Below are 13,167 nucleotides of genomic sequence, written 5' to 3'. Positions count from 1 at the left end.
CGCGTTGCGCAAGTGATACCCGACTGGTGTAGACCTCACGCGCGCGCACGGGAGAGACTTACTGCCCTGCGCAGAGCGAACAACGGGCTCGAAGCAGCTCAACGACGAGCAAAAGGTGGATGAAGCCGTGGAGCGGCGACGATTCCTTGGACTGACCGCGGCCGCCGCCGCACTCGGACTGACCGCGACGGTCGCCGGCTGCGGCTCCCTGGGAGGCGACTCCGGCGATGTGACCCTCAGACTGGTCGCCGCCGACTACGACCTCACCGGCGGCGACACCACCAAGAAGTACTGGACCGACCTCGTCGCCGCCTTCGAGGCCGAGCATCCCGGCGTCAAGGTCGAGGTCCAGATCGAGTCCTGGGACGACGTCGACCGCAAGGTCGCCGAGATGGTCGAGGCCGACCAGGCGCCCGACATCGCGCAGATCGGCGCCTACGCCGACTACGCGGCCGCCGGTGAGCTCTACGCCGCCGACGAGATGCTCTCCATCCCCGTCGAGGCCAACTTCCTGGCCCCGCTCGTCGCCGCCGGCGAGCACAAGCGCACCCAGTACGGCCTGCCCTTCGTGGCCTCCACCCGGCCGCTCTTCTACAACAAGGCCCTCTTCGAGGACGCCGGCGTCGAGCCCCCCACCACCTGGGAGGAGCTCGCCGACGCCGCCGCGAAGCTGAAGGACAACGGTGTCCGAACCCCGTTCGCGCTGCCGCTCGGCCCCGAGGAGGCCCAGGCCGAGGCCCTGATGTGGCTGCTCAGCGGCGGCGGTGGCTGGACCGACGGCACCGACCGCTACGCGATCGACTCCGACACCAACATCAAGACCTTCGACTGGCTCAAGAAGAACCTGGTCGGCGAGGGCCTCACCGGGCCCGTCGCCCCCGGCAAGCTCAACCGCAAGGCCGCCTTCGCCGCCTTCGCGAACGGCGAGGTCGGCATGCTCAACGGCCACCCCTCGCTCCTCAAGGAGGCCGCCAAGAAGGGCGTCAAGGTCGGGCAGGTCCCGCTGCCCGGCGTCGACGGCCCGCCGAGGACCGCGATGGGCGTCGCCGACTGGATCATGGGCTTCAAGCAGAACGGCCACCGCAAGGAGATCGGCGACTTCCTCAACTTCGTCTTCAGCGACGAGAACGTCCTGAAGTTCGCCGGCGACAACGATCTCCTGCCGGTCACCGTCAGCGCCTCCACCCGCATGGAGACCGAGCCCGAACACGCCGACCTGCGCGTCTTCCTCAAGACGCTCCCGGACAGCCAGCTCCCGCCCGTCGGCAAGACGTCCTGGGCCAAGGTCAGCGAGAACATCAAGCAGAACATCGGCAAGGCCGTCGCCCCCGGCGGACGCCCCGCCGACGTCCTCGGCTCCATAGGCCGGGTGGCGACGGCGGCGGAGAACGCGGAGTAATAAGTTGGGTCGTATGACCGAAGACCCGGAAGCCGCTCCTGGCCCGGGCCCGGCTGCGGACGGCCCGGACGACGAGAGCGGGCTCGGCGCGCGTGAGCGGGCCCTTCTCGCCGTCGAGCGCCGCTCCTGGCCCGGGCCCGGCGCCAAGGAGCGGGCCGTCCGCGAACGCCTCGGGCTCTCGCCGACCCGCTACTACCAGCTGCTCAACGCGCTCCTCGACGACCCGAGGGCCCTCGCCCACGATCCGGTGACCGTCAACCGGCTGCGGCGGGTCCGGGAGGAGAAGCAGAGGAGGCGGTAGTCGTCCGTCCCCGCGGCCCCGCTGACGCGCACGGCCGTCCTCGGTAGGGTCGGGAACATGGTCAACAGCCTCCCGCACCCGACCACGTCCGCCGGCCGCGACGGTCTGGCCGCGCTGCTCGCGCGGCCCGAGCAGGCCGTCGTCGCCCTCGACTTCGACGGCACCCTCGCCGAGATCGTCCCCGACCCCGAACAGGCACGCGCGCACCCCGGCGCCGTCGCCGCGCTCGCCGCCCTCGCCCCCGGGGTCGCCTCCGTGGCCGTCGTGACCGGCCGCCCCGCCGGGGTCGCCGTCCGCTACGGCGGCTTCGCCGGAGTGCCCGGCCTGGAGCGCCTCGTCGTCCTCGGCCACTACGGCGCAGAACGGTGGGACGCCGTCACCGGCACCGTCCAGGCCGCCGCCCCGCACCCCGGCGTCACCTCCGTGCGCGCCGAGCTCCCCGGCTTCCTGGACCGGGCCGGGGCCTGGCCGGGCGTCTGGATCGAGGAGAAGGGCCGGGCGGTTGCCGTCCACACCCGCCGCGCCACCGATCCCGCGGCCGCCTTCGAGGCCCTCAGGGGCCCGCTCGGCGACCTCGCCACCCATCACGGCCTCGTGCTCGAACCCGGCCGGATGGTCCTGGAGCTGCGGCCCCCGGGCATGGACAAGGGCGTGGCGCTCGCCGAGTACGTACGGGAAGTGGGTGCCGGGTCCGTGCTCTACGCGGGTGACGACCTGGGCGACCTGCCCGCCTTCGCGGCCGTCGAGAAGCTCCGCTCCGACGGCACGCCGGGCCTCCTGGTGTGCAGCGGCTCCACGGAGGTCCCGGACCTGGCCGACCGCGCGGACCTCGCGGTGCGGGGCCCGGCCGACGTGGTCGCGTTCCTGACGGAACTGGCGGGGGCGGTACGCGAGGGGGCCTGAGGCCCCGCTCCCGTACCGCCCCTTCAGCGGTCGGTCAGTGCGCGGCCGGGTTGGTCACGCTGATCGTCAGGTCGTCACCGGCGTCGCCGGTGATCGTGACGCGGACGCCGTGGCCGGCGACCTTCACGCTGGCCTGCGGCGCCGAGGTGTCGTAGTAGGCGTTCGGGTCGGTGTCGTCGAAAACGGGGATGCCGGGGACGGAGGGGGCGCAGGCCGCCCGCGTCTCGACGGTCTGGCTGCCGCCCTTGCCCACCAGGACCTCCTTGTGGAGGCAGGTGGCGTCCGTGGCCTCCAGGCCGAAGGTCGCGTCGAAGGGCTGGCGCCGGTTGCTGGGCGCGGTCCCGTCGGCGTACCGGAAGGGGGCCGGGCGGGCGTCGACGGCCATGGCCTGGCCGCCGCCCGGGTGGGCGCTGACGTTGTTGTCGTCGAAGGACCGGTCGACGTACCAGACGAGCATGCCGTTCTGGTAGCGGAAGTACTCGACCCAGTCCGGGGCGGTGAGGGGCTTGCTGAACTGGTACGGGCCCTCGGCGAGGAGCGCGTCGGAGCCGACGTACTCGCGGTTCTCCAGGAGGTAGTAGCGCGGGTAGGTCGCCGTCTCGGTCCCGGTGGAGATCGACCAGCGGCCGGTGGCGGTCCAGGCGCCCGCGCCCTGCTCGACGTCGTCGGTGGCCAGGGTCGTGCCGCCCGAGCTCAGCGTGATGTCGTCGAGGAACGCGCCGGCGTAGTGCACGCCGCCGTCGGTCTGGTAGCGGAACCGGAAGAGCGAGGGCTTGCCCGCGGAGTCGTACGCGTACCGCAGGGTCGTCCACTTCCCGGCCGACGAGCCGTCGACGGCCGCTCCCGCGCGGGCCCAGTTGGCGCCGCCGTCGAGGGAGTACTCGGCGAAGAGGTAGTCGAAGTCGGCCTCGATCTCGTACCAGGCGCTCGCCTTGACGGTGACGCGCGAGGCGGCCGGCACGGAGCGGGTGAGGGACTGGTTGAGGCCGTCGGCCGAGCCGGTCCACCAGGCGTGGGTGCCGGAGGTGGGCGTGGTGTAGGTGGTGCTGCTCGCCTTGTCCGGGAGCGCGACGCGGACCGCCTGGTCCTTGCCGGTGACCTGGAGCTGCGCCGGGTTGAGGGTGTACGTGCCGGTGGCGCCGAGCGGGGCGTCGGTGTAGTCCAGCCAGCCGAGGAAGAGCTTCTCCTCGGCGCCCATGAGACCGGGGTGGGTGCCGATGCCCGCGTTCGCGGCGGCGCCGTGGCCGAGCCACGAGCCGGAGCTCATCAGGGTCCAGAAGGCGGTGGAGTTCTCGCCGCCGTCGGTGTCGTAGTAGTCCGGCAGGCCGAGGTCGTGGCCGAACTCGTGGCAGAAGACGCCGAGTCCGCCGTTCTCGCCCTCGGTGGTGTAGTCGCCGAGCCAGTACTTCGACTGGCCGATGCGGGCGCCGCCCGCCTTGTTCTGGGTGCCGGAGACGTCCGGTCCCGTCAGGCCGTAGTCGTCGCCGTTGACGTACCAGCGGTGCGACCAGATGGCGTCCTCGCCCTGCGCGCCGCCGCCCGCGTCCTCGCCCATGCCGGCGTGGACGGCCTGGAAGTGGTCGATGTAGCCGTCGGCCTCGTCGAAGTTCCCGTCGTGGTCCCAGTCGTTGCGGTCCCAGACGTCGAACTGGGCGAGGTACGCGTCGATCTCGGCCGGGGTCTTGCCGGCCGCGAGCTGGGCGTTCCACCAGGCGTCGCCGGTGTCCTGGACGAAGGCCCACGAGCCGCCGTTGTCCTCGATGGCGTTGTCGCCGTAGAAGGAGGCGTTGTGGGGGACCTTGACCCAGTCCTCGACGGTGTTGGTGACCGAGTAGCGGCCGCCCGACAGCTTCTCGTAGTAGGTCTTCATCGACTCGCCGGGGCCGTTGAAGAGGTTCTCGTAGTACGCCTTGTCGAAATCGGCCGTCCAGGCGTTGGAGTTGTCCACGCTCCGGTCCGGCCGGGCTATCTCGTTGTGCAGGGGGCCGGGGACCGTGCCGTACTTGCCGGAGCCGTCCGTGCCGAACTCGGAGAGGATGGTGAAGATCTTCTCCTGACGGTCGGCGGTGGTGGTCTCGATCTCGGTGAACTTGCCGGGCGCGACCTCGACGACGCCTTCGGCGTTCGCCTTGGCCTTGCCCTTGGCGACCAGGTCGATCGCCTTCTCCCGCAGCTCGGTGCGCTGCTTGGTGAGCGGTCCCGGACGGTTGTCCGGCCGGTGCGCGGCGGCACCGGCCGGGGTGTCCGGGGCTTCCTGCGCGCTGGCGGGGGTGAGCCCCGCCGCGAGAAGGGCGGTGAGCGCCGACCCGAGGGTCATGCCCACGACAATCTTCTTCACGTCTGTCGCGATCCTTCCGCTTGCCTCATGTGCCTCATGGGGAAAAACGGATCGCCTGGGGGAACGATCGCCGCAGAGTCTGACACGGGAGCACCCCTCAGGAGGAGGGGCTCGCACCGATTACCGGTAGCCGATCTACCGGCTACCGGTAATCGGCTACCGGCCGCCGGTGCCGCCCGCTACGCGAGAAGAAGGTCCACCACGCCCGTCAGGTCCTCCTCGCCGGTGCTCACGGCGAGGAGGCGGCGCATCAGGTCGAACTGCGGCCGGATCAGCTCCGCGCTGACGCCCTGCTCCTCGGCGGTGGTCAGCAGGGTCGTCGTCCCGGCCACCTGCATCGCCAGGTTGGAGACCACGTCCGCGGTGAGATCGCCGCTCACCAGCTGGCGGGCCGTCTGCTCGACCGACGGATCGACCATCGCCTTGATCCAGTTCCCGAGCAGCGGGGCGAACGCGACCGGGTCGATGTTCTCCCGCCGGACCAGGGCGAAGGCGTGCGTGGCCCCGGCGAACATCCCGTACATGGCGCTGAGCAGTGCCACGTCGTGCAGGGCCGCGAAGCCCGCGTCCTCGCCGACGTAAGTGGTGCCGACCGGCACGGCGAGCGCCTCCTGGTGGAGCTCGAACAGCTCCCGCGAGCCGCTGTAGAACACATAACCGCCGGCCTCCGGGATCCCGACCATCGGCGGTACGGCCATGATCCCGCCGTCCAGGTAGCGGGCGCCCCGCTCCTCGGCCCAGGCGGCGCGGGCCCGGGCCTGGGCGGGGGTCGTGGTGGTCAGGTTGACCAGGTCCTTGCCGGTCAGGTCGACACCGTCGAGGGCCGTGCCGACGGAGTCGTCGTCGAGGAGGCAGACGATGACGAGCGGGCTCGCGGCGACGGCGGCGGACGCGCTGTCAGCGGCCTTCGCGCCCTCGGCGGCCAGCGCGTCGGCGCGGGCCCGGGTGCGGTTCCAGACGGTGAGCGGGTGACCGGCGGCGAGCCAGGTACGGGCCAGGGCGGTGCCCATCGCACCGAGGCCGAGGAGGGTGACGGGGGACTTCACTGCGATGTTCTGCGTCATGTCCACCAGGCTGCTGCACGCCTCTGACCTGCTCAAGTACCCACTTCGGAGTGGGTGGTTACCCTGGGGTGAGCGAGCAGACCAGAGGGGGGACGCATGGCGACGCTGAACCGGCCGGGAGCGGACGACGGGCATGTCTGCGGGATCGACACCGCGATGGAGGTGATCGGCGGCAAGTGGAAGGTGCTCATCCTCTGGGCGCTCCACCAGCAGCCGCACCGCCGCTTCGGCGAACTGCGCCGGCAGATCCCGGGCATCACCGAGAAGGTCCTCGCCTCCCACCTCCGCGAGATGGAGGCGGACGGCATCGTGGACCGCGTCTCGTACGACGAGGTGCCGCCCCGCGTGGAGTACACCCTCACGAAGGACGGCATCCGCCTCAACGAGGCCCTCGAACCGCTGGCGGCGTGGGGGCGGGAGCGGATCACCGCGCCCTGAGCGCCTCCAGCTGGTTCAGGAACCAGCGCTGGGGCGGTAGCGCCGTCGCAGCCGTCGCGAGGCGTTTCGTGCGGTCGGCGCGTTCTGAGGTGGGCATCGACAGGGCCCGGTGGAGGGCATCGGCGGTCTCCGACACGTCGTACGGGTTCACCGTGAGCGCGTCCTCCTTCAGCTCCTCGTAGGCGCCCGCGCCCGTCGACAGGACCAGGGCGCAGCCCGCCTCCGAGACCACCGGTATCTCCTTCGCGACCAGGTTCATGCCGTCGCGCACCGGGTTCACCAGGGCCACGTCGGCGAGGCGGTAGGCGGCGAGGGAGCGGGGGAAGTCGTCCTGGACGGAGACCAGGACCGGCTGCCAGTCCGGTGTGCCGAACTCGGCGTTGATCTCGTCCGCGAGGGCCGCCACCGAGGCCGTGTACAGCCGGTACGACTCCAGGTCCTGGCGGGACGGGTACGCCGAGGCCAGGTGGACGACCCGGTCGCGCCACTCGGGGTGGGTCGTGAGCAGCTCGCGGTAGGCGAGCAGGCCGCGCAGGATGTTCTTCGACAGTTCCGTGCGGTCGACCCGGACGATGGTCTTCCGGTCGCCGACCTCCTCGCGGAGCCGCGCGAGCCGTTCGTCCACCTCGGGCCGGTGGGCGAGCGCCCGCAGCTCGTCGGCGTCGACACCCAGGGGGTGCACGGCGACCCGGGTGCCCTCGCCTTCGGCGCCCGCGCAGCTCCGGAACGACGCGGCCCACGCCTCCGTGTGGAAACCGAGCCGGTCCGCGCCGAGCATCCCCCGCAGCAGCTCCCGGTGGATGTCCTCCGGCAGCATCCGCAGGTACTCCGGGGCGGCCCACGGCGTGTGGGTGAAGTGGGCGATCCGCAGGTCGGGGCGGAGTTCCCGCAGCTGTCCCGGGACCAGGGCCAGGTGGTAGTCCTGCACCAGGACCGCCGCGCCCTCGTCCGCCTCGGCGGCCAGCGCCTCCGCGAAGGCGCGGTTGTAGGCCCGGTACGCGTCCCAGCGGCGGCGGAACTCCGCGTCGAAGACCGGCTCGCGGGGGATGTCGTACAGGTGGTGGTGGAGGAACCACAGCACCGAGTTCGCGATGCCGTTGTACGCGTCGGCGTACGTGTCCGGGTCGATGTCCAGCATCCGTACGCCGGGCTCGCCGACCCCGCGCCTGACCGCCTCCCGGTCGCCCTCGCCGAGCGCCGCGCACACCCACAGACTCTCCTGGGAGGACACGGCGCTCAGGCCGGAGACGAGCCCGCCGCCGCCTCTGCGGGCGTCGAGCGAACCGTCCTCGCCGAGCTTGTACGAGACGGGGCCCCGGTTCGATGCGACCAGCACAGTAGCCATGGGGCGAACCTAGCCCGTCCCGTAAACGCTCAAACGTACGTATACGAGACGGGGGGATCCGGCCACGCGCCGTAGCCATGGGCCGGGCGGGCGGGCCGGGCGCGTCAGTCGCGTCTGCCGCGCATCGCGGCCTTCGCCACCAGGCCCGTCGCCGCGAGGGCGAGGCCCAGGGCGCCGAGCAGCCAGAGCCGCTCGCCGTTCCCGCCGGTCTCCGCCATCGAGCCGCCGTTCCCGCCGTTCCCGCCGTTGCCGCCGGTCTCCGTCATCGAGCCGCCGTTCTCGCCGTTCCCCCCGCCCCCGGCGTCGCCGGCGTTCCCGTGGGGCCCGGGTGCCGGAGGTGCCGGCGCGGTGGGCTCGGACGTCACCAGGGGTGTGGGGGTGGGGGGCTCCGGGGTCGGTGTGGGGGTGGGTGTCGGGGACGGGGTCGGGGTCGGCTGCGGTCTGCCGATCGCCGGGCTCGCCGTCCTGGTGATCTCCGGGTCGTACACCGGTACGGAGAAGGCGAGGGCGGACACCAGGTAGGAGTCGCCGCTCGTGGAGAAGGTCAGGGTGGCCGAGGTCGCGCCCGGCGGGACGGCGCCGGCGGGGACCTCGAAGGCCTTGGCGTCGATGCTCAGGTTGTCGGCCGGCTTCGGGGAGACGGCGCCGTCGGCCTCACTGACGAAGAAGTTGTCGGTGCGGGACTCCGTGACGTTCTGGCCGCCGGCGAGGAGCCGGTCGCCCGGGGTCTTCCGGTCTCCCCCGTACGCGGTCACGCCCGCCCGTACCGTGCCGGGGCTCCGGTGGAAGCCGTCGACGGTCACCGTGGTGGCGGGGGAGGCCGAGCGCTGGAGGACATGGCCGCCGTAGACATGGACGTTCCGGAGTTCGGGGGCGCGGACCGGGTCGGGCCCGGGGAACCTGTGGACGACGGTCAGGGACCAGCCGGCCACACAGCCCCTGCCGTTCGCCGCCCACACGTTGCCGACCGCCACCGGCGTGTCCGTCCCCGAGACGCCCGCGAAGGCGGCGGTCACGTCGGACTCGCCCGTGTAGTAGTGCGGGCCTTCGGTCCCGGCGGGGTCGGCGACCATGCTGTCGATCGAGACGGGTGTCGCGGGGCTCGAGCCGACCCTGAGCACCGGGGCGGTCGTGGTGGGGTCGCCGGGGGACGGGGCGACGTCCGCGCCCGAGAGGTCGCAGCGCCGGAGCGGCGTGCCGTCCGGGCTCGTGTACGTGCCGTCGTTGCCGCCCCAGAAGAGCCGCGCGTACGCGACCTCGGCGCCCGCCGGGATCACCACATGGCCGGTGCTGGAGCCGTATCCGCCCCCGGTGCCCGCCGCGTCGACCCGCTCGCTCACGAAGCTGCCGTTACCGGAGCTCGGCCCGCCCGCCGCGGCCGCGCAGCGGGCGGCGGGACAGCCCATGACCGTGTTGCCGATCGTGGTGAAGTCGCCGTGCAGCGACGCGCCCCACCGCTTGCCGAAGGGCTCGACCACGTCCGCCGCGGCCGTTCCCGCCGTGGCGGACGCGAACGAGCCCGTCATCAGTCCGATGGCCGCGAGCACCCTGCCCGGGTGATGCCGTCTGAGGCCCATACATCTGAAGCTCATAAAAGGGCAATGTAGGCAAAACAGATCATCGTGGGGCGTTACGCCACGCGGCGGCGCGCGTACTCCGCGATCTCGGCCATCGGCGGCCGCTCCTCCGTGTCCACCGCGTACGTCCGCGGGGTGAACCCCGCCTCGCCCCGCTCGAACTGCGTCAGCCGCGGCCGCACCAGATGCCCCCGCGAAAGGCGCAGCTGCGCCGTCCGGTAGATCGCCGCCGCCATCCGGCCCAGCGCCTGCCCGTCCTGGTGGCGGTGCTTGCGCACCCCCACGTCCACCTGCGCGAGCGCGTCGAGGCCCACGGTGTGCAGGGCGTCCACGAGCAGCCCCAGCTCCACTCCGTAACCGACCGGGAACGGCAGCCGTTCGAGCAGCGAGCGCCGCGCCGCGTACTCGCCGCCCAGCGGCTGCACGAAACCGGCCAGCTGCGGCCAGTGCAGATTGAGCAGCGGGCGGGCCACCAGCTCCGTCACGCGACCACCCTGACCAGGGGTGTCACCCAGCGGGCGGTCGTACATCGCCTTCACGAAGTCGACGTCCGGTTCGGTGAGCAGGGGGCCCACGATCCCCGTCACGAAGTCCGCCGAGAAGTCCCGCAGGTCCGCGTCCACGAAACAGACCACGTCCCCGCTCGTCACCATCAGCGACCGCCACAGGACCTCGCCCTTGCCCGGCGCCGCCGGTATCCGGGGGAGTATCGCGTCCCGCGCGACCACCCGCGCCCCGGCCGCCGCGGCCACCTCCGCCGTACGGTCCGTGGAGCCGGAGTCGATCACCACCAGCTCGTCGACGAGCGGCACCGACTCGCTCATCAGCTCGCGCCGGATCACGGAGACGATGTCCCCGACGGTCGCCTCCTCGTTCAGCGCGGGCAGCACCACGCTGACCCTCGTCGAACGCTTGGCGGCGAGGATCCGCTCCAGCGGCCGGTCCGCCACGGACCAGGACCGCCGGTCCAGCCAGCGCTCCACCTCTTCCAGCACGTGGTGATCTCCATCTCGCGGTTCGGACGGCCGGTCCGAGTGTCGGGGCCTTCGGTTACAGTCTTGAACAACGCGGATGCCCGATGCACGTCGGGGTGCCGCCCGCGCCGGAGCGCAGGAACGAAGTCCGCGAGGAACTTCACCGCGCTTCACAATCGAATACCGCTCATCCAGAGGGGCAGAGGGAAACGGCCCGTTGAAGCCCCGGCAACCCTCCAGTCGGAACTCGTCCTCCAGCGAGGCCACCGGCTAGGGAAGGTGCCAAATCCGTCTCATGGCGAAAAATTCGTCATGGGAAAGATGAGGAGAAAGGGCCTCGCCTCCATGGCTGTACAGACCGACACCACCGCCACCACCGTCGACCTCGGTCCCGCGTCCGGGCTTTCCTGTCGCGAATGCGGTGAAGTCTTCGCACTCGGTCCGATCTTCGCCTGCGAACTCTGTTTCGGACCTCTCGAAGTCGCGTACGAGCTCCCCACCGGCGACCCCGAGGCGCTGCGCAAGCAGATCGAGGCCGGCCCCGCCAACATCTGGCGCTACGCCCCCCTGCTGCCCGTCCCCGCCGACGTCGCCGACAAGCCGAACCTGAACCCGGGCTGGACCAAGCTCGTCCAGGCCGACAACCTCGGCCGCGAGCTCGGTGTCGCCCCCGGCAAGCTCTTCGTCAAGGACGACTCCGGCAACCCGACGCACTCCTTCAAGGACCGCGTCGTCGCCCAGGCCATCGAGGCCGCCCGCGCCTTCGGCTTCACCACCCTCTCCTGCTCCTCCACCGGCAACCTGGCCGGCGCCGTCGGCGCCGCCGCCGCCCGCGCCGGCTTCCGCTCCTGTGTGTTCATCCCGCACGACCTGGAGCAGGGCAAGGTCGTCATGGCCGGTGTCTACGGCGGTGACCTCGTCGCCATCGAGGGCAACTACGACGACGTCAACCGCTTCTGCTCGGAGCTCATCGGCGACCCGCTCGGCGAGGGCTGGGGCTTCGTCAACGTCAACCTCCGCCCCTACTACGGCGAGGGCTCCAAGACGCTGGCGTACGAGATCTGCGAGCAGCTCGGCTGGGTCATCCCCGACCAGCTCGTCATCCCGATCGCCTCGGGTTCGCAGCTGACGAAGATCGACAAGGGTCTGCAGGAGCTCATCAAGCTGGGCCTCGTCGAGGACAAGCCGTACAAGATCTTCGGCGCCCAGGCCGAGGGCTGCTCCCCGGTGTCGGTGGCCTTCAAGGCCGGCCACGACGTCGTGCGGCCCCAGAAGCCGAACACGATCGCCAAGTCGCTGGCGATCGGCAACCCGGCCGACGGCCCGTACGTCCTCGACATCGCCCGCCGCACCGGCGGCGCCGTGGAGGACGTCGACGACGAGCAGGTCGTGGACGCGATCAAGCTGCTCGCGCAGACCGAGGGCATCTTCGCCGAGACCGCGGGCGGCGTGACCGTCGGCGTCGCGAGGAAGCTCATCGAGAACGGTCTGATCGACCCGAACCTCACCACCGTCGTCCTCAACACCGGCGACGGACTCAAGACCCTGGACGCGGTGGCCGACACCTCTCAGGCGACCGTCACCATCCGCCCGAGCCTGGACGCGTTCCGCGACGCCGGCCTGGCGCTCTGAAAGGTTAAGAAGACATGGCCGTGAACGTCCGCATCCCCACCATCCTCCGCACCTACACGGGCGGGCAGTCCGAGGTCCAGGCCGAGGGCGCGACCCTCGCCGAGGTCATCGCGGACCTGGAGAAGAACCACACGGGCATCGCCGCCCGTGTCCTGGACGACCAGGGCAAGCTGCGCCGCTTCGTCAACGTGTACGTGAACGACGACGACGTGCGCTTCGAGCAGGGCCTGGAGACGGCCACCCCGGCCGGCGCGGGCGTCTCGATCATCCCGGCCGTCGCCGGAGGCTGACCCGCCGGGGACCGGGCGTCCCAGCTGCCCCGTCTTTCTTGAATTGCCCCTTCCGCGCCATAAAGCGGAAGGGGCAATTCTGTATGGTTGAGCGCGGTAGAGTTGGGGAAGTCCCCTCCGCTGCTCATGCCGGGCGCATATGAGAATGCGTCTCCGCGCGACAAGAAGCAGCCAAAGTGCCTGCGTGTTGTGTACCTTCTGCGCGCTTTGCCGGGCCCGACTTGCCCCGCCATCCGGGGGATTCTCCCTGATTCGCCTTTCTCCGGCGCCCAGAATTCTCGCTCGAATGACCTGTTGCAGAGGGCAGTTGGGCAGATACATTCAGCCGCGGTCGACGCGTTCCGGCGCAGGGTCTGACCCGGGTCCGCGAAGTGCGGTCCCGCGCAAGGGCCAGTAATAGGGGAGTTAGGCATGGCTCAGGGCACCGTCAAGTGGTTCAACGCGGAGAAGGGCTACGGCTTCATCGCGGTCGACGGTGGTGCGGATGTTTTCGTCCACTACAGCGCGATCCAGATGGATGGCTACCGCAGCCTCGAAGAGGGACAGCGAGTCGAGTTCGAGATCTCGCAGGGCCAGAAGGGTCCGCAGGCGGACATGGTCAAGCTCGCCGTCTGAGCGCGGCGCGATCGGCCACCGACGCAACGCCGTCGAGGGGCCCGCATCCCTGAGGGGACGCGGGCCCCTCGTGCGTTCCCCACGCTCCCTCGCGCCCCCGCTTCCACCTCCCGAAACTCGAGAGTCGCTTGCACCCGCCCGTCGCCCGACCACCACCCCTCATCGACGTTCCTTCGGAACGGCTTGCACTCTCATAGGTCGAGTGCTAATCATTGGCGTTAGCACTCGGAAGGTGAGAGTGCTACGAGGATCGAGCACGACGAGGCCGCCGGCCGGGTGGGGCAAGGAACC

12 protein-coding genes and 1 riboswitch are annotated in these 13,167 nt (G+C 71.1%); of the genes, 7 read left to right on the top strand and 5 right to left on the bottom strand.

Annotated elements, in window-relative coordinates; all coding sequences use genetic code 11:
* Positions 1-115: 115 nt before the first annotated feature.
* From ACFVYX_RS29240 to otsB, 3 genes are read left to right on the top strand one after another with little or no spacing between them, the layout of a single operon-like run.
* Positions 116-1,399, top strand: coding sequence for an ABC transporter substrate-binding protein (locus ACFVYX_RS29240; protein WP_389684493.1), 1,284 nt, complete (start codon positions 116-118; stop codon positions 1,397-1,399).
* A gap of 13 nt (positions 1,400-1,412) precedes the next feature.
* Positions 1,413-1,700 carry a DUF3263 domain-containing protein gene (locus ACFVYX_RS29235; protein WP_389684492.1) on the top strand — a complete coding sequence of 96 codons (288 nt, stop codon included), beginning with the start codon at positions 1,413-1,415 and terminating at the stop codon, positions 1,698-1,700.
* A 57-nt stretch (positions 1,701-1,757) separates the two neighbouring features.
* Positions 1,758-2,603 carry a trehalose-phosphatase gene (gene otsB, locus ACFVYX_RS29230; RefSeq protein WP_389684491.1) on the top strand — a complete coding sequence of 282 codons (846 nt, stop codon included), beginning with the start codon at positions 1,758-1,760 and terminating at the stop codon, positions 2,601-2,603.
* A 34-nt stretch (positions 2,604-2,637) separates the two neighbouring features.
* On the opposite strand, the gene ACFVYX_RS29225 is transcribed toward otsB, so the two are convergent.
* The gene (locus tag ACFVYX_RS29225; RefSeq protein ID WP_389684490.1) at positions 2,638-4,941 is read right to left on the bottom strand and encodes an immune inhibitor A domain-containing protein; all 2,304 of its coding nucleotides are present in this window, start codon (positions 4,939-4,941) and stop codon (positions 2,638-2,640) included.
* Positions 4,942-5,120: 179 nt separating this feature from the next.
* Complete coding sequence (locus ACFVYX_RS29220) at positions 5,121-6,005, bottom strand: NAD(P)-dependent oxidoreductase (RefSeq protein WP_389684489.1); 885 nt, start codon at positions 6,003-6,005, stop codon at positions 5,121-5,123.
* A gap of 96 nt (positions 6,006-6,101) precedes the next feature.
* Here ACFVYX_RS29220 and ACFVYX_RS29215 point away from each other — a divergent pair, with 96 nt between their 5' ends.
* A complete protein-coding gene (locus ACFVYX_RS29215; RefSeq protein WP_389684488.1) occupies positions 6,102-6,443 on the top strand; it encodes a winged helix-turn-helix transcriptional regulator in 342 nt (113 codons plus the stop codon).
* Here ACFVYX_RS29215 and ACFVYX_RS29210 read toward each other — a convergent pair.
* The 3 genes from ACFVYX_RS29210 to ACFVYX_RS29200 all read right to left on the bottom strand — a co-directional run bounded on the left by ACFVYX_RS29210 (position 6,430) and on the right by ACFVYX_RS29200 (position 10,360).
* Positions 6,430-7,788 carry a trehalose-6-phosphate synthase gene (locus ACFVYX_RS29210; RefSeq protein ID WP_389684487.1) on the bottom strand — a complete coding sequence of 453 codons (1,359 nt, stop codon included), beginning with the start codon at positions 7,786-7,788 and terminating at the stop codon, positions 6,430-6,432. The two genes, ACFVYX_RS29215 and ACFVYX_RS29210, sit on opposite strands and share 14 nt — an antisense overlap.
* A gap of 104 nt (positions 7,789-7,892) precedes the next feature.
* A complete protein-coding gene (locus tag ACFVYX_RS29205; RefSeq protein ID WP_389684486.1) occupies positions 7,893-9,380 on the bottom strand; it encodes a hypothetical protein in 1,488 nt (495 codons plus the stop codon).
* Positions 9,381-9,418: 38 nt separating this feature from the next.
* Positions 9,419-10,360, bottom strand: coding sequence for a glucosyl-3-phosphoglycerate synthase (locus ACFVYX_RS29200; protein ID WP_389684485.1), 942 nt, complete (start codon positions 10,358-10,360; stop codon positions 9,419-9,421).
* A gap of 163 nt (positions 10,361-10,523) precedes the next feature.
* Positions 10,524-10,667: riboswitch (SAM riboswitch) on the top strand.
* Here ACFVYX_RS29200 and thrC point away from each other — a divergent pair.
* The 3 genes from thrC (at position 10,661) to ACFVYX_RS29185 (ending at position 12,876) form a co-directional block, all read left to right on the top strand.
* Positions 10,661-11,971, top strand: a complete 1,311-nt coding sequence (gene thrC / locus ACFVYX_RS29195; RefSeq protein WP_389684609.1) for a threonine synthase — start codon at positions 10,661-10,663, stop codon at positions 11,969-11,971. It overlaps the preceding riboswitch by 7 nt.
* 14 nt (positions 11,972-11,985) lie before the next feature.
* Positions 11,986-12,261: a MoaD/ThiS family protein gene (locus tag ACFVYX_RS29190; RefSeq protein WP_055642141.1), complete on the top strand. Its 276-nt coding sequence runs from the start codon at positions 11,986-11,988 to the stop codon at positions 12,259-12,261.
* A gap of 411 nt (positions 12,262-12,672) precedes the next feature.
* Positions 12,673-12,876, top strand: coding sequence for a cold-shock protein (locus tag ACFVYX_RS29185; RefSeq protein ID WP_015035246.1), 204 nt, complete (start codon positions 12,673-12,675; stop codon positions 12,874-12,876).
* Positions 12,877-13,167: the final 291 nt, after the last annotated feature.

This window comes from Streptomyces sp. NPDC058326 (genome assembly GCF_042879855.1).
Classification (GTDB): Bacteria; Actinomycetota; Actinomycetes; order Streptomycetales; family Streptomycetaceae; genus Streptomyces.
Note: the sequence above shows the minus strand (reverse complement) of the source record. Positions and strands in the feature narration are given on the sequence as shown.

Excerpts from the sequence above, each read along its gene's own strand:
- ACFVYX_RS29205 (WP_389684486.1), bottom strand. The coding sequence starts at position 9,380 with ATGAGCTTCAGATGTATGGGCCTCAGACGGCATCACCCGGGCAGGGTG.
- ACFVYX_RS29235 (WP_389684492.1), top strand. The coding sequence starts at position 1,413 with ATGACCGAAGACCCGGAAGCCGCTCCTGGCCCGGGCCCGGCTGCGGAC.
- ACFVYX_RS29190 (WP_055642141.1), top strand. The coding sequence starts at position 11,986 with ATGGCCGTGAACGTCCGCATCCCCACCATCCTCCGCACCTACACGGGC.
- ACFVYX_RS29220 (WP_389684489.1), bottom strand. The coding sequence starts at position 6,005 with ATGACGCAGAACATCGCAGTGAAGTCCCCCGTCACCCTCCTCGGCCTC.
- ACFVYX_RS29210 (WP_389684487.1), bottom strand. The coding sequence starts at position 7,788 with ATGGCTACTGTGCTGGTCGCATCGAACCGGGGCCCCGTCTCGTACAAG.
- otsB (WP_389684491.1), top strand. The coding sequence starts at position 1,758 with ATGGTCAACAGCCTCCCGCACCCGACCACGTCCGCCGGCCGCGACGGT.
- ACFVYX_RS29215 (WP_389684488.1), top strand. The coding sequence starts at position 6,102 with ATGGCGACGCTGAACCGGCCGGGAGCGGACGACGGGCATGTCTGCGGG.
- ACFVYX_RS29185 (WP_015035246.1), top strand. The coding sequence starts at position 12,673 with ATGGCTCAGGGCACCGTCAAGTGGTTCAACGCGGAGAAGGGCTACGGC.
- thrC (WP_389684609.1), top strand. The coding sequence starts at position 10,661 with ATGAGGAGAAAGGGCCTCGCCTCCATGGCTGTACAGACCGACACCACC.